This window comes from Mycoplana sp. 10N416 (assembly GCF_056394765.1).
Map to the genome: position 1 here is coordinate 194,278 of NZ_JBFTIM010000006.1, position 25,372 is coordinate 219,649.

Genomic DNA, 25,372 nt, shown 5'->3' on the forward strand with positions numbered 1-25,372 from the left:
CCGGAATAAAAGAAGAACACAAAACTGGCCTTTCGCCCCCGAATCACTACATTGGGCCGCATGATGAGCGGTTACGACGACATTCCCTTCTTCGACGACGAGGATCCGGCGCTGAAGAAGGCCCCTGACCCGAAGTCCGGTCACGCGCCGACCGGCGGCATTGCCGCGCGGGCCATGGCCGCCCGCGACGCGCACCGTGCGCCCGACTATCTCGCCGGCCTCAACCCCGAGCAACGCGAGGCGGTCGAGACGCTGGACGGCCCGGTGCTGGTGCTCGCCGGCGCCGGCACCGGCAAGACGCGCGTGCTAACGACCCGCATCGCCCATATCCTCGCCACCGGCCGCGCCTTTCCCTCGCAGATTCTCGCCGTGACCTTCACCAACAAGGCCGCCCGCGAGATGAAGGAACGCATCGGCCTGCTCGTCGGCGGCGCCGTCGAGGGCATGCCCTGGCTCGGCACCTTCCACTCGATCGGAGTCAAGCTCTTGCGCCGCCATGCGGAACTGGCCGGGCTCAGATCCGATTTTACCATTCTCGACACCGACGACGTCGTGCGGCTGATCAAGCAGTTGATCCAGGCGGAGGGCATGGACGACAAGCGCTGGCCGGCCAAGCAGTTCGCCGGCATGATCGACACCTGGAAGAACAAGGGCCTCGATCCGGCGCAAATCCCCGAGGGCGACGCCCGCGCCTTCGCCAACGGCAAGGGCCGCGAACTCTACGCCGCCTACCAGAACCGCCTGAAGACGCTGAACGCCTGCGACTTCGGCGACCTGCTGCTGCACCCGATCCGCATCCTCCGCGCCAATCCGGATATCCTGCGCGAGTATCACCAGAAGTTCCGTTACATCCTCGTCGACGAGTACCAGGACACCAACACCGCCCAGTACATGTGGCTGCGGCTTTTGGCGCAGCGGTCGCCGGGATCAAGCGCGGCACGGGGTCCGTCCGAAGGACGGCAAGACCAAGTGGCCGTCGCGCCCGATGGCGCGCCCCCGCGGAGCGAGCCGCGCAGCGGCGACAGCGCGAGCGCAAAAGAAAACCAGCAGATAAACATCTGCTGCGTCGGCGACGACGACCAGTCGATCTACGGCTGGCGCGGCGCCGAGGTCGACAACATCCTGCGCTTCGATAAGGACTTTCCGGGCGCCAAGGTGATCAAGCTGGAGCGCAACTATCGCTCCACCGCCCATATCCTCGGCGCCGCCGGGCACCTGATCGCCCACAACGAGGGCCGGCTCGGCAAGACGCTGTTCACCGACCGCGTCGATCCGGAGGACGGCAAGGTCATCGTGCATGCCGCCTGGGATTCCGAGGAGGAGGCCCGCGCCGTCGGCGAAACGATCGAGACGCTGCAGCGCCCGGACCGCAACGGCAAGCGCCACAATCTCAACGACATGGCGATCCTGGTGCGCGCCTCCTTCCAGATGCGCGAATTCGAAGACCGCTTCGTCACGCTTGGCCTGAACTACCGCGTCATCGGCGGCCCGCGCTTCTACGAGCGGCTCGAGATCCGCGATGCCATGGCCTACTTCCGCCTCGTCTGCCAGCCGGCCGACGACCTCGCCTTCGAGCGCATCGTCAACACGCCGAAGCGCGGCCTCGGTGACACGACAATCCGAAATCTGCATGACTACGCCCGCGCCCGCAACATTCCGATGCTGGCGGCGGCCAGCGACATCATCGAGACCGACGAGCTGAAACCGAAGGCGCGCAAGGCGCTGTTCGACGTCGTCGCCGACTTCAAGCGCTGGCAGGCGCTGCTGGAGACCATGCCGCACACCGAACTCGCCGAGCAGATCCTTGACGAGAGCGGCTACACGGCCATGTGGCAGAACGACAAGTCGGCCGAAGCACCGGGGCGGCTGGAGAACCTGAAGGAACTGATCCGCTCGATGGAGCAGTTCGAGAGCCTGCGCGGCTTCCTCGAACACGTCGCGCTCGTCATGGATGCCGAGCAGAACGAGGATCTCGACGCCGTCTCGATCATGACGCTGCACTCCGCCAAGGGGCTCGAGTTCGAAACGGTCTTCCTGCCCGGCTGGGAGGAAGGGCTGTTTCCGCACCAGCGCGCCCTCGACGAGGGCGGACGCGCCGGCCTGGAGGAAGAGCGCCGCCTCGCCTATGTCGGCATCACCCGCGCCAAGCGCAACTGCCACATCTGGTTCGTGTCCAACCGCCGCATCCATGGCCTGTGGCAGTCGACCATCCCCTCGCGCTTCCTCGACGAACTTCCCGAGGCGCATGTCGAGGTGGCCGAATCCGACCAGTCTTACGGCGGTTATGGACGCGGTGGCGGCTATGGCCAATCGCGCTTCGACAAGCAGGAGCCGTTCCAGAACAGCTACTCTACCCCCGGCTGGCGCCGCGCGCAGCAGAACAAGACCGACGCCACCCGTGACAACTGGGGCAACCGCTCCGGCCATGCGGTCGAGCGCATCGGTTACGGCGAAAGCGGACCCCGCGCCCGCACCATCGAAGGCGAACTCGTCGCCAAATCGACCACGACCGAACCGTCGCGCTTCTCAGTCGGCGACCGCGTCTTCCACCTCAAGTTCGGCAACGGCAATGTCGCCGCCGTCGAGGGCAACAAGCTGACGATCGATTTCGACCGCGCCGGCCAGAAGAGGGTGCTGGATGGCTTCGTGGAGCGGGCGTAAACGGCGCGTCCACCGCAGGGCGAGCATTCTTTTTTGCCCGCCTTCGATCGTGATTGGACATCTGTTCGCAGTGGAGTCACCCTTCACCTAGGGGCTGCATGAGCATTGGGGGGCGGAGCATCCATCCTCTGAATGGGAGTCCAAGATGAAGCATCAAACAGTGGAACAACTGCGGCTTGTTGCAGAAGTCGAGACCTATCCGGCTCAGACAATGACCCGCAAGGAGCGGCTGGAACGCTGGGCGGAACTCCTCGAGAAAAATCCGCACTGGCACCTGTCGACCCTGCGCCAGACCGAGCATCAGTCACCGAGTGTCCGCGCGAACATGCGCGGCGATGGTTCGCCGATTTCCGTCGCCTACGCCGATCCCGTCCTGCGTGCAGCCGGGCTGGCAGACGATACCTATGGCGAAGCACGGCGTTTCTTCGACCTCTCGGACGACGAGTTGCACGAGGTCATCTGCTATTGCCATTATGGATCGGCTGTAAGCGCAGCAACGGCAGCGGCACAGATCCGGGTAGTCCTTGCACCCAAGTCGCCCGGCTTCTTCGCCACGCTGCGTCGGTTGTTCATGGCCTAGCGCCCGGCCTCGGAGACCGGAAGCGATCTTCGGACACAGGATTGCATGCGGGCACGAAGCGCGAAAGCGGCTTTCGTGCGCGGCGCTGAGGCTGCGGGCGCGGATGTTGTCAGCGTCGCCGGATGTGTGAACGCGGCGTGATCAAGTGTGCGCGCTGCCGATGACTTGGAGCCGCCGGTCACAGTTTGACCGGCGGAGTTTCTATGTGGTCGTGCTCCTGTTCACCCCTGTCTGCCAAACAGTGAGGCAAACTGGCTCTTGCCGGCATTCATATTCGGCACGACGACAAGCGTGTCGATCTCGCCGCGCTTATAGGCCGCCAGGAAGCGGGGATAGTTCTTGAACGCGACGCAACCGTGCGAATTGCCATTCCTGCCAAGCAGGTAGGAGTGCGTGAGCAGACCGGTGCGTCCATGCGGATGGACACCGTCGACCGGCGTCATGCGCAACGCCTGCACGCCATGAAAGAGCTTCTCGCGCATCGTCAGCTTGAAGGTGCCTGGAGGTGTCGATCCGCGCATCTTCATGTGCACGTATTTCGGATTGTCGCGCATCTGACCGATTCCGGAATGCGCCTCGAGCCGCTCCCCGTTCGGAAGATGAACGACACCGGCTGCAATGTCGTAATAGGCGGTGCGCCCACGGGCGCGATTGCGCGAACCGAACAAGCTCGGCCGCACCTTCTCGCGCACCTCGTCGTCGGTGTCGACCTGCGCCGGGCTGGCGTAAGCGAGTTCTTTCACGGATGGCTTGACCTCGCGCCGGTCCGGCTTGTCTTCCGTGGCCTTTGCAAGCACCTGCGGACGCCCCTCGGGCAGCGGGATCGTATCCGGGAGTGGATGCGCCTCCTCGCTCAACACGAGACCGAAGGGCTTTGCCAGCGCTGCGTCACGCGTCGACCCGGGATCGACGAGGGCCGTCACGAGTGAGGCCTGCACCTGGGCGCGCGCTTCGGCGACAACGCCGTTCTGGACCTGCGAGGCGGCAGCGACGGTCAGCGCATTCTGCTTTTGCGCCGTTTCCATCGCCAGCCTCATCGTCGCCATCGCGTTCTTCTTGCGTTGATGCGATTTGATCGCTTCGGCGGTGAGGCCGGCAGGCCAAAGCTGGTCTGCCGGCGTTTTCGAAAGCCGTTCGAACTTCCGGACCCGGATGTTCCGCTGGACCGGCACCTCATGTTCCACGGCGGGAAGATTGAGGGAAACCTGCAGGCGCCTCTCCTTTTCGGCCGAAGCAGCCGGCGTCACCGCCTGCACCGTGGCCAAAGCTCCGATGACCCAGGACGACGTCGCGACACCAAGGCAGCCGACAACCGCTCCGAATAACAGGCCACGTGATTTCTTGAGGAACTGGAAAGCCCCCCGACGGGGCTGGAACTCACTGCACGCAACGATGACAGACGCCATGATACTCGTTACCCAAGGTACTGGTGACTCGATCCGGCGCCAATCAAACTGATTGTCGTCGGGACCGGTATTTGGCGTCGACACGCCCGGAAACTGAGCGCCCCGTGCCATGCGGACCGGTCGAAACAATGACGGAAATGGTGTCAAACTATGGTAAGCAATTCCTTTACGGGGATTGACAAAAAGCGCGGACTACCAGTGTAAGAGCGACTCGCTCATCCAAAAAATCACGTCTTTTCAAGGACTTTTGCGACGAGATTCAAATTTTGCGGCAATCTGTCGATTTGCCGCTTCGGTCGCTAGTGATGTCTGGATTTTTTCGCGCGTTAACCATCTGAACGGTCAACGTCTACCCCGCGCCGAACATGCCGAAATGCCGGCGCTAGATGGGCGCATTCACGCCAACTGGACGTTCAGGCCACTTTCAGCGGCGGCATGCCGTCATGGACGGCCTTGCGGATTTCCGCGCGGAACGCGGGCGTATCATGCTCGCCGTGAATGGTGACCGCATGCTGCACGGCCGCGTTGATCAGTTCGTCTTCGCTGTCGGCCGATATCGCGATCGTGCACTTCATGTCACTCGGAAATTCCCGGCAGTCGATGTACTTCCGACCCATCGAACCCTCCCGACAATCTATGATCGCCGGCGGCGCGCCACAGTCATGGTCGCGCGCCGGCCACCGAAAGGATACGTCGCACGGAAGAAATCGACAAATCACAAACGGTCGCCTTCCGCTCAAGCGATTGACGGCAGTCTCCGTAGCCAGTCCACCTGCGCCTCGTAGGCTGCAGCCATCTGCAGCACCAGCTTGTCTGCCCGTGGCCGCCCGATGATCTGGATGCCGGCCGGCAGGCCGTTGTCGCCGAACCCTGCCGGCATGGCGGCGACCGGCAAGCCTGCCATTGTCGGCCCGATCACCACCTCCATCCACCGGTGGTAGGTGTCCATGGCGCGCCCGGCGATCTCCTTGGGCCATTCGAGCGTCACGTCAAAGGGAAAGACTTGCGCCGATGGCAGGATCAGGAAATCAAAGGTCTGAAACAGTTCAAGGACGTAGCGGTACCAATCGCTCCTGATCGCAGCGGCAGCGAGTACGTCGCGGGCCGAAAGGTCCTGCCCGTTCTCGATCTCCCAGATCATCGCCGGCTTCATTCTTGCTCGCCTGGCAGCGTCCGCGTGGTCAGCCCCCTGCCCGCCGGCGACGAGAAGATGACGGTAAATCCGCCAGCCCCACCAGAGGCGGTCCATGTCGAAACCCGCCTGCACGTCCGAAACGGAAGCGCCGAGCGCGGAAAAGACGCCAAGCGCCTCGCGGCAGAGCTCCAGCACGCCCGGTTCGAAGGCCAGATGGCCGCCATGGTCGCCGAGCCACCCGATCTTCGCTCCGGAAAAGTCGGTGCGCTCGACCGGTAGCATTTCCTCGGTCGGCAGGGACAGCGGGTCGCGCGCATCATAGCCGGCCTGGGTCGCAAGCAGCGCCGCCACGTCGGCAACACAGCGCCCCATCGGCCCGTTTACCGCGTGCTGGCCGAGATAGAGCTCGTTGCCGAGCGACGGCACGCGGCCGAAGCTCGGCCGGAAGCCGATGACGTTGTTGAACGCAGCCGGGTTTCGCAGCGACCCCATCATGTCACTGCCGTCCGCCACCGGCACAAGCCGCGCCGCAAGCGCTGCCGCCGCCCCACCGGAGGAGCCGCCGGCGCTTTTGGTGTGATCATATGGGTTGTGCGTGGCGCCGAAGACGTCGTTGTAGGTGTGCGAACCGAGCCCCATCTCCGGCGCGTTCGTCTTGCCGATGATGATGGCACCGGCGGCACGGATACGCTCGACGTGGATGTCGTCGAAGTCGGGCACAAAATCCCGATAGGTCTGCGACCCGTAGGTGCAGTGGAGCCCCTTCACCTCGGACAGGTCCTTGACGGCAAAGGGAATCCCGTGAAGCCATCCCCGCGAGCATCCCTCTGCAAGCGCGCGGTCTGCAGCTTCGGCCTCGGCCATCAAGTCGGATTCGTCGCGCAGGCTGACGATCGCGTTGATTTTCGGATTGAGCGCCTCGATCCGCGCCAGATAGGCCGCCATGACGGATCGGCACGATAGGTTGCCCGCGTGAATGGCCGCCGACAGCTCCACGGCGCAAAGGTCGGTGATGTTGTCCAAGATGCGCTCCCCCTGACACGTCTTGCCAGATGGATAGCGCAGCGCGCGCCCATAGGAAATGGCAGCTCCGCTCCCATACACGGTTTCCCTTTGCAGGGCGCGCGGCGTGGGCAAAGACCCATTGCCCATGCGACCGCGCCGCCATAACGTGCCTTCGAATCAGTTCAGGGGTATCGTCATGACTGTGCCGCTCATCGAACTCTGCGTCGAAGGCATTGATGGATTTCTGGCCGCCCAGGAGGCCGGCGCCGATCGCGTCGAGCTCTGCGCAAGCCTGGTGGAAGGCGGGCTGACGCCGAGCCTCGCGACCATCCGTGCGGCGGTCAAGGCGGCCCGCATCCCGGTCCACGTGATCATCCGGCCGCGCGGCGGCGATTTCCTCTATTCGCAGACCGAGTTCGAGACGATGCGCGACGACATCCTGGCCCTTCGCTCCGAAGGTGTCGCCGGCGTCGTCATCGGCTGCCTGACCCCGGACGGCCGCATCGACGAGGAGCGGACGAAGGCACTGGTCGAGGCGGCGCGGTCGATGTCGGTGACCTGCCACCGTGCCTTCGACATGACGGCCGACGCCGGAGAGGCACTGGAGGCGTTGATCCGCTGCGGTATCGACCGCGTCCTGACCTCCGGCCAGCGCGGCACGGCGCTCGAGGGACTGGAAATCCTCAAGAAGACGACCGAGCAGGCAGGCGACCGCATCGTCATCATGGGCTGTGGCGCGCTCGATGCCACAAACATCAAGGCCGTGCGGGACGGCGCGGGATTGAAGGAGATGCACTTCGCGGCGCTGAAGACGGTTGCAAGCGGCATGCGCTTCCGCAACCCGTATGTCGGCATGGGCGGCACGGAGAAAGACCGCGAGTACGAACTGACGCTGACGGATCGCGACGCCGTGCGTGCGACGATCGCCGCGGCCAAGAGCCCCTGACGCGGCGTTGCAAAGTTGCTCCGTCCACCTACCTGAAAGGGATAGCCCCGATGGAGACCGACCGATGACCGCCCTGCGCCTCGCCCTTGCCGCAAGCCTATGCCTTTTCGCCACAGCAGCCTCCGCCGACACCGTCGGCGAGGTCGGCGTGGACTGGATGGGCAACGACATCATGATCGATGCGGTGAGCGATCCGGAGGTCTCCGGCGTGACCTGCCACATCACCTATTTCGACAGGGGCGTTCTCGACCGGCTCCAGAAGGGCAACTGGTTCGAGGATCCCTCCAACAATGCAATCTCCTGCCAGCAGACCGGTCCGATCACGATCGGCGACATCAGCCTTTCAAAGGGTGGCGAGGAGGTCTTCAAGGCGGGCCTGTCGCTGATCTGGAAGAAGCTCGTCGTGACCCGGATCTATGATCGCCAGAACGACACGCTGATCTATCTGGCCCATTCGCGGGAACTGACGGACGGATCGGCAAAGATGTCGATCTCCACGGTGCCGCTGTTTGGCGAACAGGTCACGTGGTCGAAGGGAAAGCCGCGGTAGTTGTTGGCGGGCCTTTCTGACCTCCCGCCAAGGCTGACCGCGGTGCGGCCACTGCTCACATGACGATAAAGGTCACGCTGCCGTCCCCATTCTGTTGGATGGAAATGACTTTGGTGATGTCGACCTGTTGCGCCTCCAACGCGGCGGCAAGGTCGGGATTCGACCGGATATCGGTCTGCAGCTTGCGTACTTCGGCCGACTTCCCATCGGGCAGACGACGGTACTGGTCACGCGTGTCCTCGTCCGGAATCTCGTCGACGCGCATTACCGCGATCTTGGTGATGTCCACCGCCGTGAAGTCACCAATGCCCGAAACGGCAGGGTTGATGGCGCCTGTCGTCATCGCATCGGTCCCTGCCGCGCTCACCGGCGGCGTGACCGTCGAACCGGACGCGTCGTTACCTCCGGTCGTGGCCTGCGCCGTCTGTATGTGGGCTGGGCGCGGTGTCGGAACCGGCACTTTCCTGCTCTCGACCGTCTTTGCCGCAAATGCGGGCCCGACAAGAGTGGCAGTCAGCAGGATCGACGAACACGTGGCGAGCAATTTCATGGCTCTCTCCCTTCAGCGTCTTGCGCATTCAAGAGGGAAATGTCCGCTCGTCCCGATAGTTCCGAACTGCGTTGAGTGTCAGCTAGCCTCGCGCAGGATCTCCGCGGAGGTCACCGAGTGTACGCCGGCGGCTTTCATCGCCTCCTCGGCTGCCTTGATCGTGGCTGGATCGATGCCTCGGCTGAGGTCCTTTACGAAGCGGACCCGCACACCGGGCAGCATCTCCACGGCGTCGATTGCCGAGGCCTGGACGCAGTAGTCGGTTGCAAGCCCGCCGATATCGAGTTCGGTGACGCCGCGTCCCTTCAAGAAGTCCGCCAGGCCGGTATGCGCCGTGCGGTCGTTGTCGCGAAACGCCGAATAGCTGTCGACCTGTCGGTTCATGCCCTTGCGCTGGACGTGGGCGATCTTCGACTGGTCAAGGTCGGGATGCAGCGCGGCGTCATCCGTGTGCTGGACGCAATGATCCGGCCACAGCATTTGCGGCTTGCCGGCCAGTTCGCCCATCTCGAAGGGTTTGCTGCCGGGATGATTGGACGCGAAGCTGCCGTGATCGGTCGGATGCCAGTCCTGCGAGGCGACGATCAAATCATAGCCGCCCTCCGCCATCAGCCGGTTCGCCACGGGAATGACCTCGTGACCGCCGGCAACGGCAAGATTGCCGCCAGGGCAGAAACCGTTCTGGAGGTCAACAAGCAACAGGCATTTCATGGTCAGTACTCCGACTGTCGGGAAGATACCTGCCCGACCGGGAAGGATGTGGCATCCTAGCGCAGGGAATCAACAAACTGAATGGCAAAGACCCCGGCGGTGTTCCGGCCGGGGTGCTGGATGGGATCCGCGATTGGTCTGATCAGGCGGCCTGCGCCAGCTCGTCGGCAATGACCGTATCGAGGTTGAGGAAGCAAACCATCGTCTTTTCCAGCGCGACGATGCCGCGGCAGAAGGCGCGCTGGGCTTCGGGAATGATTTCCGGCGCCGGCTGCAGGTCTTCGCTCTTGATGGTCATCATGTCGGAGACCTGCTCGACGAGCAGGCCGACCAGCTTGCCGCCGATGTCCGTGACGATGATGGCGGAACGCTCGGACGGCTCCGTCATCTTCATGCCGAGGCGGCAGGCCATGTCGATGACCGGGATCACCGCACCGCGCAGGTTGATCAGGCCGAGCACGTAAGGCGGCGTATGCGGCATCGGCGTCACCGGCGCCCAGCCGCGGATTTCCCGGATGGCCATGATGTCGATGCAGAATTCCTGGTCGCCCAGGTGAAACGAAACAATTTCGAGATAGGCACCGGACTGCTTGATGGCGTTGGACATGGCTCGGACTCTTCCCAGATTTCGGCGGCAGGATCGCAAATGCGCGAGAGGCCCTGATGGCCTGCGGACCTCATGCCCGAACGGCCGTTTCCGGCCCCATACGCCCCGGGAGCCTTGCAGAGAGAGATTAAGCAAACCCTAACCGCCTGCCCCCGCAGAGGCGGATTTCGAGGTGTTTGCGGCGAACTATCCGGCCGCCGTGCCGATCGCATGTGACGGTCGCGTCACACGCGCAAAAGGTTCGCGCTCCCTCATTCCCGTTCGGATCAATCTACGCTAGGTTAAACATATGACTACAAGCCGCCTCACCGTCCGTTCCGGCATCACGCTCGCTCTGGCGTTTGCGTTGCTCGCCGTGCTGTTTTCGATGGCCTTCGCCGGGTGGGTCGATCATGGATCTTCGATCCTGCTTACTATGGCGGAGACAGGTCTCTCCTGGTGCTTTTGAGTTTGTCGTGATCACATTGCCGCGAGCACGCGGTTGCGGCGATACGCGCATTTGCGGACAAGCGCCCAACGAACTATGACTCCAGTCAGTTCGCCCACAACCGGGACGACAGCCACATAATCGCGGATAACTCGATGAAAACCGTACGTTTTGCGCTCTGGATCGCCATAGCCCTTCTGGCCGGCCTGCTCGGCTGGCTGACCCTGGAAATGTCCAAGAGCGGCGAGAAACTCGCCGAAGGACCGTTCGGCGTCCCCTTTGCGCTCGTCGCCCAGGATGGTCAGCCGATCACGGAAAAGGCCTTCACCGGCAAGCCCACGGCGCTGTTCTTCGGCTTCACCCACTGCCCGGAAGTTTGCCCGACGACCCTGTTCGAACTCGATGGTTGGCTCGCCAAGGTCGACCCCGACGGCACGAAGATGCAGGCCTATATCGTCACCGTCGATCCGGAACGCGACACACCGGAAATCCTCGGAGCCTATGTTTCCAACGTTTCCAGCCGGATCACCGGCATCTCCGGTCCGGCCGACCAGGTCATGGACATGGTGAAGGGATTTCGCGTCTATGCGCGGAAAGTCCCGGTCGATGAGAAGGATCCGACGGGCGAGTACACGATGGATCACACCGCCTCGGTCTTCCTGCTCGACCGCGATGGGCGCTTCCGGGGCACCATCTCCTATGGCGAGAACCCCGATGTTGCCGTACAAAAGCTGGAGAACCTCATCAAAGGATAAGGATCTCCGCTCATGGTTTCACGCGCCGACATTTCGATCCTCATCGCCGGCGCGGGACCAGTTGGTCTCACACTTGCGCTCGAACTGGCCAGACGGGGAATCAAGCCGCGGATCGTGACCCAGACCGATGGGCCCGTCTCGGAGAGCGAAAGCCGGGCGCTCGGCGTCAATGCGCGGACACTGGAACTGCTCGAACCGTCCGGCGTTGCCGGACAGATCCGCGAGCAGGCGATAGCGATCGAGGGGCTTCGGCTCACGTCGCGGGGCACCCCGCTGCTGACCATTCACACGAACAAGTTCCGCGGTCAGGCCCCGGCCTTGAGCATCCTGCCGCAGGGCGCCACGGAACGACTCTTGCTGGAGCACCTCCGTACCTTCGAGGTCGAACCCGAGTGGCACACGACGGTGAACACCGTGGAGGGAGGCGCGGACACGCCCGAGGTGACGCTCATTCGCAAGGACGACAGCGGCGAAACGGTGAAGCCGACGATCCTCGTGGGGGCCGACGGCGCCCATTCGATCGTGCGCAATGCCTGCGGCTTCACCTTTCCAGGCGAGGCGCTGGAGAACGCCTTCTTCCTGGCCGACTATGCCTATGACGCCCCGGTCGACGTCAGCTATGCGCGCGTGGATTTCATCAATCCCGGCGTGCTTGGCTGCATTCCGGTCCGTGCCAACGTATTGCGCTACATCTCGACGCTGCCGGACTTCGAGGACCGGATCGTCCATCCGCATGATCCGCTCGAGCAGACCTGGCGATCGGATTTCAAGGTGAGCTTCAGGCATGTCGAGGCGATGTCGATCGGTCGCGTCTATCTCGCCGGCGATGCGGCCCACATCCATTCGCCGATCGGGGCGCGCGGCATGAATCTCGGCATCGAGGATGCCTGCTGGCTCGCCTGGCTCATTTCCGAGGGGCGCGAAACAGAATATTCGGCTTTGCGCCTGCCGGCCGTACGCGGTTTGCTGCGCCAGACCCGGATGCTGACGGCGCTTGCCACCCTGGAGCGCCCGGCAGCCCTCATGCTGCGCCAACGGCTGCTGCCGCTGATGACGTACCTCCCCTTTGCCGAGCGCCGGCTCGTGTCGGGAATCGCCGGCATGGACACGCCCCATCCGCCCTGGATCACCAGAACGCACTGAACGACTTTGCGCGGTGCCCCGGACATGCTAGCGCATGCGCGAAACGAAACGGTCGGCGACACCGGCCCGCCCAGCTTTGCAGGAACAGCCTCACGTGAGCGAGATCCGTCTTTTCATCACCACGACCGAGCGGAACGCCGATGCGATCCTCAACTTGATGACTGATGTCTTCGAGGAAGAGGGATACGCCATCGCCACAATGGAGATCGATGAGAAGGCGGACAGATGGGAGGCGTCCGTCTATCTAATGGCCGACGAGGAAGACGAGGTCCGGGAACGCTTCGCCGCGCTGCTGCAGGACGATTTTCCCGATGCGATGATCGAGCGAGAGGACATCCCCGACGTCGACTGGATCGCCAAGTCGCTGGAGGGCCTGCAGCCGGTGCGCGCGGGCCGCTTCGTCGTCCACGGCTCGCACGACCGCGGCACGGCCCGAGCAGGCGAGATCGCCATCGAAATCGATGCCGGACAGGCTTTCGGCACCGGCCATCACGGCACGACGGCCGGTTGCCTAGAAGTGATCGAGACGGTCATGCGTACGGCGAAGATCCGCTCCGCGCTCGATCTCGGCACCGGCAGCGGCGTGCTGGCGATCGCCGCCCGAAAACTCGCCCCCATTCCCGTCCTTGCGACCGACATCGATCCGATCGCGACGAAGGTGGCCCGCGAAAACGTACGCCACAACGGGATCGCCAGCGGCATCACGCTTGAGACGGCGCCGGGATTTCACCACACGGCCTTCCGCCGCCACGGCCCGTTCGACCTGATCATCGCCAACATCCTGGCCCGTCCGCTGATGCGCATGGCGCCGCAGCTCGTCGCGCATCTGGCCCCCGGCGGGCACGTCGTCCTGTCCGGCATTCTTGCCAACCAGCGCTGGAAGGTCTTGTCAGCCTATAATGGCGTGGGCCTGCGGCATGTGCGCACGATCTGGCGCAACGGCTGGGTGACGATCCACCTCGACAGGTCCTAGAATCGCATCAGACTGGCCCTAAAATCGCGTCGCGGCCTCTCTGATTCGGTCGCGCGCCTTAGCCTTTTGCCACCCCGCATGTCTTTGTCCCGAAACCGGTTTCCACTTACGGGAGACATGCTTGGAAAAGAAAAAACCTCCCGGCCGTGCAGGGATACGGACGGGAGGTTCTGGAAAGAGAAAAGGCGGTGCCAGTGGCACCGCCTAGGACCGGAAAACCGGCCTGTCCGCGAGCCTTAAGGAGGAGGAGAGCTCAAGCGGACCCTATGTGTTCCGAACGCCTACCCGGAGGAGGGAGGAGGAGTGACCGGACAAGCGTCTGATCGGAACACCTAGCAGCATCGCCTTTCGGCGAAACTTTCGTTTACTTTCGTTTGAAGCAGAACTCGCGTTCGCTTCGTTGCGGGCTTTATAACCGAAGCAAAAAATAAGGACAGGATTAATTGGACATGGGAGCTATGCACGCAGCGCATGGACGCGGGCAAAGCCCTCTGCCTCCCGGCAGAACTGCGACTCGGGCCGGCCGCCCGGAAAGCGGATTGTCCACGACCACGATTTCACTTCGCCGGCAGTTGTTCTAGAGTCGCGCGAGTCCAGTTCCAGCCGGAAGCCAAATCATGTTTCAGAGTTTCGACGTCACCTCCACCCCGCAGTTCGGCCGCGAACGGACCGACGCACTGCGCGCCACCTTCGACACGCTTGGCATCGACGGCTTCCTCGTGCCGCGCGCCGACGAATTTCAAGGTGAGTATGTGCCGAAAAGTGCCGAGCGGCTGTCTTGGCTGACCGGCTTCACCGGCTCGGCGGGTGTTGCGCTGGTCACGCGCGGCGAAGCGGTCGTGTTCGTCGACGGCCGTTACGTGACGCAGCTCGCCGAACAGGTGGATGGCAGCGTCTTCAAAGGCGGCGACTTGGTCGGCGAACCGCCGCACGTGTGGATTCCGAAGCACGTCGCGAAAGGCTTCCGCCTCGGCATCGATCCCTGGCTCCATACCGGCGCCGAGGTGCGCAAGCTGGAGAAGGCGCTGAAGGAAATCGGCGGCACGCTGGTTCAGCTCGATCACAACCCGCTCGACCGCATCTGGACCGGTCGACCCGCAGAGCCGCTCGGACGGGTGCGCATCCAGCCGCAGGAATTTGCCGGCAAACTGGCCAAGGACAAGATCGCGAAAATGGTGGCGAAGGTTGGCGAGGCAGGGGCCGACGCGCTGGCCGTGACCGATCCGTCGACGATCGCCTGGCTGTTTAATGTTCGCGGCAGCGATGTCCCGCACACCCCTCACCCCCTCGCCCGCGCCATCCTGCATGCGGACGGCAAGGCGGAACTCTTCATTGACAAGCGCAAGACGGGGATCGAGGAAGAGGCCTACCTCACCCAGCTTGCCGACTTCCTGCCGCCGTCGGAGTTCGGCAGCCGGATCACGGCTCTTTCCAGCGCCGGCAAGAAGATCCTGATCGACCCGGACCAGGCCCCTTTTGCGCTCGCCGAAGCAATTCGTTCCGCCGGCGGCACGGTCATCGAAGCGGCCGATCCCGCCCGCCTGCCCCGCGCCTGCAAGAACGAAATCGAACTGGCCGGCTCGGCCAAGGCTCACCTGCAGGATGGCGCAGCGATGGTAGAGTTCCTCGCCTGGCTCGACGCCAGCCGCCCGGGCACGCTGACCGAGATCGAGGTGACGAAGAAGCTGGAGGCCTGCCGCGCCACCGTCGGCGAGCGCATGCAGAACCCGCTGAAGGACACCTCCTTCGATACGATTTCCGGCGCCGGCGCGCATGCCGCGATCATGCATTACCGCGTGACGACCGATACCGATGCGAAGATCGAAGGCGGGACGCTGTTCCTGATCGATTCAGGCGCGCAGTACATCAACGGCACGACCGACATCACCCGCACGGTTGCGATCGGCGACGTGCCGGAGGAACAGAAGCGCTTCTTCACGCTCGTCTTGAAGGGCATGATCGCCATCAGCACCGCGCGCTTCCCCAAGGGTACGCGCGGCTGCGACCTGGATCCGCTCGCCCGCATCGCGCTGTGGAAGGCCGGGGCGGATTTCGCCCATGGCACCGGCCATGGTGTCGGCTCCTATCTCTCCGTGCATGAAGGACCGCAGCGCATCTCCCGGCTCTCGACGCAGGAACTGCTGCCGGGCATGATCCTCTCCAACGAACCCGGCTACTACCGGCCGGGAAGCTTCGGCATCCGTATCGAAAACCTGATCCATATCCTGCCGGCTGCTCCCGTCAATGGCGGCGACATCGACATGCTCGGCTTCGAGACGCTGACCTTCTGCCCGATCGACAAGCGGCTGATCGTAACGGAACTGCTGACCCGCGAGGAATTGCACTGGGTCGACGAGTACCATGCGCAGACGCGCGCGGCGCTGATGCCGCTGCTCGAGGACGCCAAGGTGCGCGACTGGCTGACATCCGCGACCGCGCCGTTCAGCCACGGGGTGTAGGAAACCCATTCAGTTAATTACCACCTGCTAGGGAATTTGTGTGATAGCGATCAGAGTATCAACACCGCGAGACGGTGAGCGCGTAGTCAACATTTGGCGTGACGCCGTCGACGCAACGCATGACTTTCTGACCCCGGAGGATCGCGCCGAAATCGAGAATGAAGTGCGCGATTTTCTTCCGGCCGCCCCCCTTTGGTTGGCCGTGGACGCTGACGACCGTGCGCTCGGGTTCATGTTGCTGGATGGCGGACATATGGAAGCTCTATTCGTCGATCCGGCGAATAGAGGCCTGGGTATCGGCCGGGCGCTTGTCCTTCATGGCTTGTCACAGCATACCACGATGACGACCGACGTGAACGAGCAGAACGCGCAAGCGGTCGGCTTCTACGAGCGAATGGGGTTTAGGCGGATCGGGCGCTCCGAAAAGGACAGCCAAGGCCGCGACTATCCGCTATTGCACCTTCGCTTCGATCGCACAGTCTAAGATCCTCCTGGCCAGAGGCCCACATTCTGTTGGGTCTGCTGGTCTCTTTCGGCTCGCCGGCCTTACCCGCCGAACGCATACCGCATCAGCATCACCGCACACCAGCCGACGAACAGCATGGGCAGCATCGACAGGCGAAGGCTGGCGATCAGGGCGGCGGCCATGGCGACCTGCACATCCGGCCCGCCGGTAAAGAAGGCGGGCGCCACGAGCGTCGTCAGGACGGCCGCCGGCACCGCGTTCAGCGCCGCCTCAAGGCGCGGCGGGATCGACTTCATCCGCGTGATCAGCACGTAACCGCCGATGCGCGTCAGGAAAGTGGCAACTGCGCCGGCGAGGATGATGAGCACCATGTCGGTGTGGAACAACGCCTCCATGTCAGCCACTCCGCGCCGCGCGGCGTTCCGGCTCGCGCTTCACCGGAAGTGCAGCTGCAAGCAGCATGGCGGCGACGGCACCGATGCTGACATGCCAGGGCGAACCGACGGTGTGATAGGCGATCACCGAGGCGGCGCCGCTCATGGCAACGACCGGAAGAAAGTTCGACCGCTTGCGGAAGCCGAGCACCAGCGCCATGAAGTAGATGGGCAGCAACACGTCGATACCGATCACCTTCGGATCGCCGATCAATTTCCCGAAGAAACCTCCGAGCACCGTCATCACCTGCCATGGTACATAGATCATGAGTCCGTAGCCGAGGTACCACGAGAAACTTACCCTACGCCCCGACTCCCCACGATTGACCGTCTCCGCGAATTGCGGATCTGTCAGCAGGAAGAATCCAAAGAACTTCTGGACCGGCGTGAAATGCCGCACATAGGGCGCCATCGCCGCCGAATAGAGAATGTGGCGGAAGTTCACCGCAAAGATCGACAGCACAATGATCCACGGCGCGATCCTCTGGCCGAACAGTTCGATGCCGACGAGCTGACTCGCACCGGCGAACAGTGTGAGGCTCATCAACGCCGCTTCGGCGATCGTCTGGCCGTTGGCGACCGCGACGGCGCCGAACAGGGCACCGAACGGTGCGGCGGAAACACACAACGGCATCGCACCGCGCATGCCTTCGTTAAAATCTGCCTTGCTCAAGGGGCTGCCTCTCGTTAACGGCTCCGTCTATTCCCACCAAGCTTTCAGGGCAATTGAATTAGACTGATATATTCATTAATTTTGCTGAACCGTATCCGTAGGTTTCGCCAACGCATGCCGCTGGTTGCAGGATTGACCCCATGAAAAAAATCGAACTCTCGAAGCAGGAAAAGGCGGACATCATCCGCGCCATTCAGGTCTATTTTTCAGAGGAACTCGATCAGCAGATCGGCGCACTCCCGGCGGAACTGCTGATGGAGTTTTTCACCAAACAGATTGGCCCGCTTCACTACAACCGCGGCCTGCGCGACGCGCACACCGCGCTGATGGGCAAGATGGATGATCTCGCCGACGCCCTCTATCGCCTGGAGGAACAGCGGGACTTCCGGCGCTGACCACCGTCAGGCGTTCTTGCTCTTCACCTGGAATGTGTGCTCCTGCCCCGGGAAGGTCCGAGCCTTGACCTCTTCCGCATAGGCGGCGAAGGCTTCGCTCATCAGGGGCGCCAGATTGGCGAAGCGCTTGACGAAACGCGGCTTGAAATCCGTGAAGATGCCGAGCGCGTCGTCGACGACGAGCACCTGGCCGTCGCAGGCCGGCGATGCGCCGATGCCGATCGTCGGTGCCCGCAGCAGGCCGCTGATTTCGCGGGCGAGCGGCTCGACCGTTCCCTCGACGACGATGGCAAACGCCCCGGCATCGTCGATGGCCTTGGCGTCGCGGCGGATCTTCTCGGCTTCCTTGTCGCTGCGCCCGAGCGAACGATAACCGCCGGTGGTATTGATCAGTTGCGGCATGAGGCCGACATGGCCGAGCACGGGAATGCCGCGCTGCGTCAGGAAGGCCACCGTTTCGGCCATCTCCGCCCCACCTTCGAGCTTGATGGCGCTGCAGCCGGTTTCCTTGAGCACCCGGGCGGCGCTGCGGAACGCCAGTTCCTTCGATTCCTGGTAGGAGCCGAACGGCAGATCGATGACGACGCAGGCGTTGCTGGAGCCGCGCATGACGGCCTGACCATGGGCGATCATCATTTCCAGCGTCACGCCGACGGTCGAGTCGAGGCCATAGAGCACCATGCCGAGTGAGTCGCCGACCAGCATGATGTCCACGTGCGGATCCATCAACTTGGCGATTGGCGTCGTATAGGCCGTCAGGCTGACGATCGGCCGCTGACCCTTGAGGGTACTGATATCGGCAGGGGCAAGACGCCGTTTCGTTACATGTACGCTCATCGTCAGGCTACCTTTACTGCTTGACCGTGTTCGTGCCGATGACCCGGTTGTCGAGCAGCTTCGTGCTCCCAAACCGGATGAAAAGCAACAATAGAACGGGTTTCTCGCCGATTTCGGCGATTTCCGCGAGCGTCTCGGGGTCGCGCAGCGCGACGACCTCCGGCTCCGCCAGCGGTTCGGTTGAGAAAAAGGCCCGTACGGCCGCCTCGACCCTGCTCGCGTCCCGCTCGCCGCCTGCAATCAATCTTGCAGCCTCGTCGAGCGCACGCGGGACGATGACGGCGGCGGCGCGCTGATCCGGCGAGAGGTAGACATTGCGCGAGGAACAGGCGAGCGCATCTGCCTCACGCACGGTCGGCACCCCGATCACCTCGATCGGCTGCGCCAGGTCTTCGGCCATGCGGCGGATGATCGCGAGTTGCTGGTAATCCTTCTCGCCGAAGTAGCCACGGTGGGCGCCGACGATATTGAACAGCTTGGTGACGACGGTGCAGACACCGGCGAAATGTCCTGGCCGTACCTCGCCCTCAAGTTTGGAGCCGAGTGTGGGCACATCCACAACCGTCTCCATCGGGCGCGGATACATGTCTGAGACGCCGGGCGCGAAGAGGAAATCGGCGCCGCCCTGTTCGAGCATCGCCTGATCGCGCGGCAAGTTGCGCGGATAGCGCGCAAGGTCCTCGTTTTCGCCGAACTGCAGCGGATTGACGAAGATCGAGGCGACGACGATGTCGTTTTCGACGCGGGCGCGGCGCACCAGTTCCATGTGGCCGATGTGGAGATAGCCCATGGTGGGTACGAGCCCGATCGTCTTTCCGGCGGCACGATGGGGTGCAAGTGCCTCACGCAATCCTGCGATCGTGGTGATGGTCTGCATCCGGCGGATCCTCCAATCCATCGACACCCTCTCCCTGGGCGCTCGCCGCCGTAGCATCTGGGCTTTTTTGCGGCAGCGCCGCTTTCTATCTTGTGCAGCGCAAAAAGACAATCGTTAACCTGGTAGCGAAGCCTGCCCGGAGCGACGTTCGCATATGCAATATTGTTGCTGTACTTTTCGGCCGCTTCGCAGTAGGAACGCCGCCAAATGGTCGGCCACGTGTGGGCCGATGCGCGGTCCGGCACCATCGTGATCCACCAGGGTGCTGCGAAACGACATTATCCGAAAGACCTGAGATGACCGAATACGAAGGCCTCGCTCCGGCGATGGCAAGCGCGTTGGCAAAACGCGGTTACACCACCCTGACCCCGGTGCAGAAGGCCGTTTCCGACCCGACGCTGAGCGGTGCGGACGTCCTGGTCTCCGCGCAGACCGGCTCGGGCAAGACCGTTGCCTTCGGCCTGGCGCTGGCCCCGACGCTGCTAGAAGGCGAAGACCGCTTCGGCCCGGCCGCAGCGCCGCTGGCGCTGGCGATCGCCCCGACGCGGGAACTGGCGCTGCAGGTGAAACGCGAACTCGAATGGCTTTACGGCGAGACGGGCGCGGTAATCGCCTCCTGCGTCGGCGGCATGGACATCCGCAACGAACGCCGGGCGCTCGATCGCGGCGCACAGATCGTCGTCGGCACGCCGGGGCGGCTGCGCGACCACATCGACCGCGGCTCTCTCGACCTCTCCGGCCTGCGCGCCGTCGTCCTCGACGAAGCCGACGAGATGCTCGACCTCGGTTTCCGCGAGGATCTGGAGTTCATTCTCGACGCGGCGCCCGAAGAGCGGCGCACGCTGATGTTTTCCGCAACGGTGCCGCGGGCGATCGAGGAACTGGCGCGCAGCTACCAGCGCGATGCCATCCGCGTATCGACGGCGGCCGAACGCGGCCAGCACGTCGACATCGAGTACCGTGCCCTGGCGGTGACGCCATCCGACCGCGAGAACGCCATCATCAACGTGCTGCGCTATTATGAGGCGCAGACGGCGATCGTGTTCTGCTCGACGCGCGCGGCCGTCAATCATCTGACCGCCCGCTTCAACAATCGCGGCTTCTCCGTCGTGGCGCTCTCGGGCGAGCTGTCGCAGAACGAACGCACCCATGCGCTGCAGGCGATGCGCGACGGCCGTGCCCGCGTCTGCATCGCCACCGACGTGGCCGCGCGCGGCATCGACCTGCCGAACCTCGAACTCGTCGTGCACGCCGACCTGCCAACGAATCCGGAAACGCTGCTGCACCGCAGCGGCCGCACCGGCCGCGCCGGCCGCAAGGGCGTCAGCGCGCTGATCGTTCCCCTCCCCGCCATCCGCAAGGCCGAGCGCCTGCTTGCCGGCGCCAGAATCAAGGCGGAATGGGCCTCACCGCCTTCTGCCGACGAGATCCTGCGTCGCGATGACGAGCGGCTGCTGGCCGATCCCCTCCTCAGCGAGCCGATCGCCGAGGATGAAAACACCTTCGTCGACACGTTGCTTTCCGCCATCGAGCCCCGGCAGATCGCCGCTGCCTTCGCGCGGCTCTATCGCGCCGGCCGTTCGGCGCCGGAAGACCTGAGAGAGGTCAACCTCGATCAGCGGCGCGCGCCGCGGGAACGCACACATGCAGACGGAGCGGAGCCGACACCACGACGCCCGCGCGAAGAATTCGGTCCGGCGCGGTGGTTTTCCATTTCCGTCGGACGCAAGCAGAATGCCGAGCCCCGCTGGTTGATCCCGATGCTGTGCCGGAACGGCGACCTCACCAAGAACGAGATCGGCGCGATCAAGATGCAGCAGGACGAGACCTATGTGGAGCTTTCCGCAGACGTCGCCGACGCATTCCTCGCCAAGATCGGACCGAAGCGCCTACTGGAGAAGGGCATTCGCGTCACGGAACTGGACGGCACACCCGACCTGACGGCCAAGCCGCGCGGCAAACCTGCCTTCGATAGGCCTGCGTTCGATAAGCCGGAGCGCTTCCGCAAAGAGCGCGATTACGGCGACGAGCGTGACGGGGGCAAGCCGAAGCGCAAGTTCGACAAATTCGAAAAGCGCCCCGCTACCGCAGAAGCTGGCGACAGACCATTCCGCAAGGACGCGTCCAAGGGCCCGCGCACGGCAGGAAATTCCGACGAAGCCCCCGCCTGGAACAAACCAAGTTTCGGCAAGAAGCCCTCCCAGGGCAAGGAATTCCATGGCAAGGAATTCCAAGACAAGGGCTTCAAGGACGCCGGTTTCAAGGGCAAGGGGCCGCGTGCAAAGGGGCCGCAGGGCGACGCTCCGTTCGTCAAGAAGAAGAAGCCCAAGAAATCCAACGGCTAGACGAGCCGTGCGTGAGATGTCGCCCCGCTCCAGATGAAGCGGGGTGGCGCGATCGCATCTGATCAAGCCCGCCTCGTCGTGCCCCCACGGCCACAGCCTGCCGCGACAAGCAAAGGCTAGAGCGAATCCCACTTCTCCAATGGGGCGAACCCGCCTATCTTCCTTGCAACTGGAAGGGTCATCGAGTCGGGTAACGGCGATTTCATCGTCGGTGGGGCGAATGGCAGATAGGGAAACGCTTAGGGGCCACACGGGGCTTTGCGTCACGGAGCGCCTTACCGAGGCTTTCTGGGAGCAATATCGCCGCCTGCAGGACGCCGTATTAACCGACAACGCCCCACTCGTCTGCCGTCTCGATCGCGAACTGACCTCCTCCCTGACAACGCTCGTCGATCACCAGACGAACGATACCGCAGGACAGCAAGTCCAGTTCATGGCACTGCTGCGGCTGCTGCGCGAAGAAGCGGACGACGCCGCAAGTGTCCGAAGCAACGCGGATCTGATCGAAGCACTTCTCCGGCGCTACATCATCGTGCGCACACCCACCGACACCGGCGGCCTCCCCGCATTGTCAGCGCCGATCCGCAACGGCGTGCTTGACGTGGGCCAGTTGGACACCTTGCCAGAACGCGTTTCGGTCGTGACGACCGATTATCGCTACCTTTATGCCAACTCGACCGATGCGGCCCGACTAAACCGCAAGCCGCACGAACTCATCGGCCGCCATGTGCGCGACGTCGTCGGCGCAGAACGGTTTGACAGCCGGATCAAGACCAATCTCGACCGTTGTTTTTCAGGAGAGACGGTAGAGTATACGAATGCACGGGAAACGGACGGCAAGGTCGTGGTGATCCGGCGCAGGCTGACACCCTGCTATGCAGAGGACCAGCCATTGATCGGTGCGCTTGTCGTCATCCAGGAAGGTCCCGACCGCCGCCAGCGTGCGGGTTGAACTTCAGCAGCGAACAGAACTCATGGATTGATCCGTTCGAACCATTGGTCCTCGTCGATCACTTCGACGCCGAATTCGCGCGCCTTGTCGAGCTTCGAGCCCGCCCCCGGTCCCGCGACGACGAGATCGGTCTTCTTGGAGACCGAACCGGACACCTTGGCGCCAAGCCGTTCGGCCATGGCCTTGGCCTCGTCGCGTGACATCTTCTCCAGCGAGCCGGTGAAGACGACGGTCTTGCCGGCGACGGGGCTATCGCTCGCGACCGGCACTTCCGCCGCCTCGGGCATCACCTCCAGAAGCAAGCGCTCGATGACGTCGAGATTGCGCGGTTCCTTGTAAAACTCGACGATGGAACGTGCCACGACCTCGCCGATCCCGTCGATGCGGTTGAGCTCGTTCCAGGCCTCGCCGCTGAGAGAGACGGCCTCCTGCATCCCAGCCTCGAAGGCTTGATATGTTCCGTACGCACGCGCCAGAAGTTTCGCCGTCGTCTCGCCGACGTGGCGGATTCCGAGCGCGTAGATGAAGCGATTGAGCGCGATGGTGCGACGCGTATTGATCGCGTCGTAGAGCTTGCGCACGCTGACACGCCCGAAGCCCTCGATGTTCTCCAGTTTGGTCAGGGAATCGGCCTGGCGCTTCTCAAGCGTGAAGATGTCCGGTGCCGTTCGGATCGTGAGTGCCGGATCATCCGCCTCGAAGAAGAAGTCGATCTGCTTGGAGCCGAGCCCCTCGATGTCGTAGGCGTTGCGGGAGACGAAGTGCTTCAGGTGCTCGACCGCCTGGGCCCGGCAGACAAATCCACCGGTGCAGCGGCGCACCGCGTCGACCTTGCCGGATTTCTCGTTGATGTCACGCACGGCATGGCTGCCGCAAATTGGGCAGGTCTTGGGAAACTCGTACGGCACCGCGTCCGTCGGCCGCTTTTCCATGACCACGTCGACGATCTGCGGGATCACGTCGCCGGCGCGCTGGACGATCACGACATCGCCGACGCGGATATCACGCCCCTCGCGGATCGGTTCGCCGCTGTTGCCCACCCCGCGGATATAATCCTCGTTGTGCAGCGTCGCGTTGGTGACGACAACGCCACCGACGGTCACCGGTTCAAGCCGTGCGACGGGCGTGAGTGCACCGGTACGGCCGACCTGGATATCGATCGCCGTCAGCGTCGTCAGCGCCTGTTCAGCCGGGAACTTGTGCGCCGTCGCCCAACGTGGAGAGCGCGAACGGAAACCGAGGCGCGCCTGCAGGTCGAGTTGGTCGACCTTGTAGACGACGCCGTCGATGTCGTAGTCGAGGTCCGGACGGGCAAGGCCGATCTCGCGGTAGTGGGCGATGATGTCCTCGACCTTGAACAGCCGCTTCATCAGCGGGTTGACCGGGAAGCCCCAGGACTTGAACGCTTCCACCATGCCAAACTGCGTGTCGGCCGGCATTTCCGACATCTCGCCCCAGGCGTAGGCGAAGAAGCGAAGCTTCCGGCTCGCGGTCACCGAGGCGTCGAGCTGGCGCAGCGACCCGGCGGCCGTGTTGCGCGGGTTGACGTAGGTCTGCTTGCCCTCCGCGGCCATCTGCGCGTTCAGCGCCTGGAAATCGCTCTTGGCCATGTAGACCTCGCCGCGCACTTCAGCGATTGCCGGAGCGCCGGCGGGAAGGCGCTTGGGGATCTCATTGATGGTGAGAATGTTGGCGGTCACGTTCTCGCCGGCGCTGCCGTCGCCTCGCGTGGCGGCATTGACGAGACGGCCGTTCTCATAACGGATCGACATGGAGAGCCCGTCGATCTTTGGCTCGGCGGTAAAGGCGATCGAGTCATCCGGCAGACGGCCAAGGAAGCGATAGACGGCTGCGATGAAGTCGCGCACATCGTCGTCGGAGAAGGTGTTATCGAGGGACAGCATCGGCCGGGCATGGACGATCGGGGCAAAGGTCGGCAGCGGTGCTGCACCGACGCGGCGCGACGGACTGTCGTCACGAACGAGCGCCGGGAAGCGGGCCTCGACTTCCTCGTTGCGGCGCTTCAGCGCGTCATAGTCGGCATCGGAGATCTCAGGCTGGTCCTTGCCGTGGTAAAGCTCATCATGCCGGGCGATCTCCGCCGCCAGATAAGCGAGTTCCGCCGCCGCCGCCTCCTCGGTCAGATTTTCGACGGGGATCTTTTCGATTGCCATGGCCCACTCCGCGATTCCGAGAGATCGGTTTTAGAGCAACTGCGATGAAAGGGAAGACGATTGCGAAGCGCACACGTCTACAGGCAGCGCGCATAAGACGCCTCTGCGCTCTTCGCTGCCCCTCACCCTACCCCTCTTTCCGCAAGCGGGGGGAGGGAATGAGTTTGCGTCTGGCCTCGCCGGCAAGGACAAACTGCGGCGGGGCGGCATTGCGCCCTTCTCCCCGCCTGCGGGGAGAAGGTGCCGGCAGGCGGATGAGGGGCTACTAAGACATAGAATAGAGCCGAATGACGATCACGGCCGGCCGCGAT

Annotated in this window: 24 protein-coding genes; 13 read left to right on the forward strand and 11 right to left on the reverse strand. The window is 63.5% G+C overall.

Features of this window, described 5'->3' with window-relative positions; genetic code table 11:
* Positions 1–60 precede the first annotated feature (60 nt).
* On the forward strand, positions 61–2,661 hold the full coding sequence (locus tag AC1DDS_RS14285; RefSeq protein ID WP_477479498.1) for an ATP-dependent helicase: 2,601 nt from the start codon (positions 61–63) through the stop codon (positions 2,659–2,661).
* Positions 2,662–2,806: 145 nt separating this feature from the next.
* Positions 2,807–3,241, forward strand: coding sequence for a hypothetical protein (locus AC1DDS_RS14290; protein ID WP_310416200.1), 435 nt, complete (start codon positions 2,807–2,809; stop codon positions 3,239–3,241).
* A 221-nt stretch (positions 3,242–3,462) separates the two neighbouring features.
* Here the strand turns inward: AC1DDS_RS14290 and AC1DDS_RS14295 are convergent, their stop codons facing one another.
* The 3 genes from AC1DDS_RS14295 to AC1DDS_RS14305 form a co-directional block, all read right to left on the reverse strand.
* The gene (locus AC1DDS_RS14295; RefSeq protein ID WP_477479499.1) at positions 3,463–4,647 is read right to left on the reverse strand and encodes a DUF2778 domain-containing protein; all 1,185 of its coding nucleotides are present in this window, start codon (positions 4,645–4,647) and stop codon (positions 3,463–3,465) included.
* A 413-nt stretch (positions 4,648–5,060) separates the two neighbouring features.
* Positions 5,061–5,264: a DUF1059 domain-containing protein gene (locus AC1DDS_RS14300; RefSeq protein WP_477479500.1), complete on the reverse strand. Its 204-nt coding sequence runs from the start codon at positions 5,262–5,264 to the stop codon at positions 5,061–5,063.
* 119 nt (positions 5,265–5,383) lie between these two features.
* Positions 5,384–6,805 carry an amidase gene (locus AC1DDS_RS14305; protein WP_477479501.1) on the reverse strand — a complete coding sequence of 474 codons (1,422 nt, stop codon included), beginning with the start codon at positions 6,803–6,805 and terminating at the stop codon, positions 5,384–5,386.
* Between the two features lie 178 nt (positions 6,806–6,983).
* Here AC1DDS_RS14305 and AC1DDS_RS14310 point away from each other — a divergent pair, with 178 nt between their 5' ends.
* A complete protein-coding gene (locus tag AC1DDS_RS14310) occupies positions 6,984–7,733 on the forward strand; it encodes a copper homeostasis protein CutC (protein WP_477479502.1) in 750 nt (249 codons plus the stop codon).
* A gap of 64 nt (positions 7,734–7,797) precedes the next feature.
* Positions 7,798–8,283, forward strand: coding sequence for a CreA family protein (locus tag AC1DDS_RS14315; protein ID WP_477479503.1), 486 nt, complete (start codon positions 7,798–7,800; stop codon positions 8,281–8,283).
* A gap of 55 nt (positions 8,284–8,338) precedes the next feature.
* Here AC1DDS_RS14315 and AC1DDS_RS14320 read toward each other — a convergent pair whose 3' ends face one another.
* The 3 genes from AC1DDS_RS14320 to AC1DDS_RS14330 all read right to left on the reverse strand — a co-directional run bounded on the left by AC1DDS_RS14320 (position 8,339) and on the right by AC1DDS_RS14330 (position 10,151).
* A complete protein-coding gene (locus AC1DDS_RS14320; protein ID WP_477479504.1) occupies positions 8,339–8,833 on the reverse strand; it encodes a hypothetical protein in 495 nt (164 codons plus the stop codon).
* Between the two features lie 78 nt (positions 8,834–8,911).
* Positions 8,912–9,544, reverse strand: a complete 633-nt coding sequence (gene pncA, locus AC1DDS_RS14325) for a bifunctional nicotinamidase/pyrazinamidase (protein WP_477479505.1) — start codon at positions 9,542–9,544, stop codon at positions 8,912–8,914.
* Between the two features lie 142 nt (positions 9,545–9,686).
* Complete coding sequence (locus AC1DDS_RS14330; protein ID WP_310416219.1) at positions 9,687–10,151, reverse strand: chemotaxis protein CheW; 465 nt, start codon at positions 10,149–10,151, stop codon at positions 9,687–9,689.
* A 289-nt stretch (positions 10,152–10,440) separates the two neighbouring features.
* On the opposite strand from AC1DDS_RS14330, the gene AC1DDS_RS14335 reads away from it, so the two are divergent.
* The 6 genes from AC1DDS_RS14335 (at position 10,441) to AC1DDS_RS14360 (ending at position 16,392) form a co-directional block, all read left to right on the forward strand.
* Positions 10,441–10,599 carry a hypothetical protein gene (locus tag AC1DDS_RS14335; protein ID WP_477479506.1) on the forward strand — a complete coding sequence of 53 codons (159 nt, stop codon included), beginning with the start codon at positions 10,441–10,443 and terminating at the stop codon, positions 10,597–10,599.
* Positions 10,600–10,733: 134 nt separating this feature from the next.
* Complete coding sequence (locus AC1DDS_RS14340) at positions 10,734–11,333, forward strand: SCO family protein (RefSeq protein ID WP_477479507.1); 600 nt, start codon at positions 10,734–10,736, stop codon at positions 11,331–11,333.
* Between the two features lie 12 nt (positions 11,334–11,345).
* Complete coding sequence (locus AC1DDS_RS14345; protein WP_477479508.1) at positions 11,346–12,476, forward strand: FAD-dependent oxidoreductase; 1,131 nt, start codon at positions 11,346–11,348, stop codon at positions 12,474–12,476.
* A 94-nt stretch (positions 12,477–12,570) separates the two neighbouring features.
* Positions 12,571–13,449 (forward strand): 50S ribosomal protein L11 methyltransferase, encoded by an 879-nt coding sequence (locus tag AC1DDS_RS14350; RefSeq protein ID WP_477479509.1) that lies wholly within the window; start codon positions 12,571–12,573, stop codon positions 13,447–13,449.
* A gap of 617 nt (positions 13,450–14,066) precedes the next feature.
* Positions 14,067–15,908, forward strand: a complete 1,842-nt coding sequence (locus tag AC1DDS_RS14355) for an aminopeptidase P family protein (RefSeq protein ID WP_477479510.1) — start codon at positions 14,067–14,069, stop codon at positions 15,906–15,908.
* Positions 15,909–15,948: 40 nt separating this feature from the next.
* Entirely contained in the window at positions 15,949–16,392 is a 444-nt protein-coding gene (locus AC1DDS_RS14360) for an acetyltransferase (protein ID WP_477479511.1), read from the forward strand.
* Between the two features lie 62 nt (positions 16,393–16,454).
* Here AC1DDS_RS14360 and AC1DDS_RS14365 read toward each other — a convergent pair whose 3' ends face one another.
* Both AC1DDS_RS14365 and AC1DDS_RS14370 read right to left on the reverse strand, forming a co-directional pair.
* Positions 16,455–16,769, reverse strand: a complete 315-nt coding sequence (locus AC1DDS_RS14365) for an AzlD family protein (protein ID WP_310416240.1) — start codon at positions 16,767–16,769, stop codon at positions 16,455–16,457.
* 1 nt (position 16,770) lies between these two features.
* Complete coding sequence (locus AC1DDS_RS14370; protein ID WP_477479512.1) at positions 16,771–17,481, reverse strand: AzlC family ABC transporter permease; 711 nt, start codon at positions 17,479–17,481, stop codon at positions 16,771–16,773.
* Positions 17,482–17,621: 140 nt separating this feature from the next.
* Between AC1DDS_RS14370 and AC1DDS_RS14375 the strand changes: the two genes are divergently transcribed.
* A complete protein-coding gene (locus AC1DDS_RS14375; protein WP_477479513.1) occupies positions 17,622–17,876 on the forward strand; it encodes a DUF2164 domain-containing protein in 255 nt (84 codons plus the stop codon).
* Positions 17,877–17,882: 6 nt separating this feature from the next.
* Here the strand turns inward: AC1DDS_RS14375 and panB are convergent, their stop codons facing one another.
* Both panB and panC read right to left on the reverse strand, forming a co-directional pair.
* The gene (panB, locus tag AC1DDS_RS14380; RefSeq protein WP_477479514.1) at positions 17,883–18,713 is read right to left on the reverse strand and encodes a 3-methyl-2-oxobutanoate hydroxymethyltransferase; all 831 of its coding nucleotides are present in this window, start codon (positions 18,711–18,713) and stop codon (positions 17,883–17,885) included.
* A 13-nt stretch (positions 18,714–18,726) separates the two neighbouring features.
* The gene (gene panC, locus AC1DDS_RS14385) at positions 18,727–19,590 is read right to left on the reverse strand and encodes a pantoate--beta-alanine ligase (protein ID WP_477479665.1); all 864 of its coding nucleotides are present in this window, start codon (positions 19,588–19,590) and stop codon (positions 18,727–18,729) included.
* Positions 19,591–19,886: 296 nt separating this feature from the next.
* Between panC and AC1DDS_RS14390 the strand changes: the two genes are divergently transcribed.
* A complete protein-coding gene (locus AC1DDS_RS14390) occupies positions 19,887–21,935 on the forward strand; it encodes a DEAD/DEAH box helicase (RefSeq protein WP_477479515.1) in 2,049 nt (682 codons plus the stop codon).
* Between the two features lie 220 nt (positions 21,936–22,155).
* Complete coding sequence (locus tag AC1DDS_RS14395; protein WP_477479516.1) at positions 22,156–22,887, forward strand: PAS domain-containing protein; 732 nt, start codon at positions 22,156–22,158, stop codon at positions 22,885–22,887.
* 20 nt (positions 22,888–22,907) lie between these two features.
* Here the strand turns inward: AC1DDS_RS14395 and ligA are convergent, their stop codons facing one another.
* Positions 22,908–25,061, reverse strand: coding sequence for an NAD-dependent DNA ligase LigA (gene ligA / locus AC1DDS_RS14400; RefSeq protein WP_477479517.1), 2,154 nt, complete (start codon positions 25,059–25,061; stop codon positions 22,908–22,910).
* Positions 25,062–25,372 lie beyond the last annotated feature (311 nt).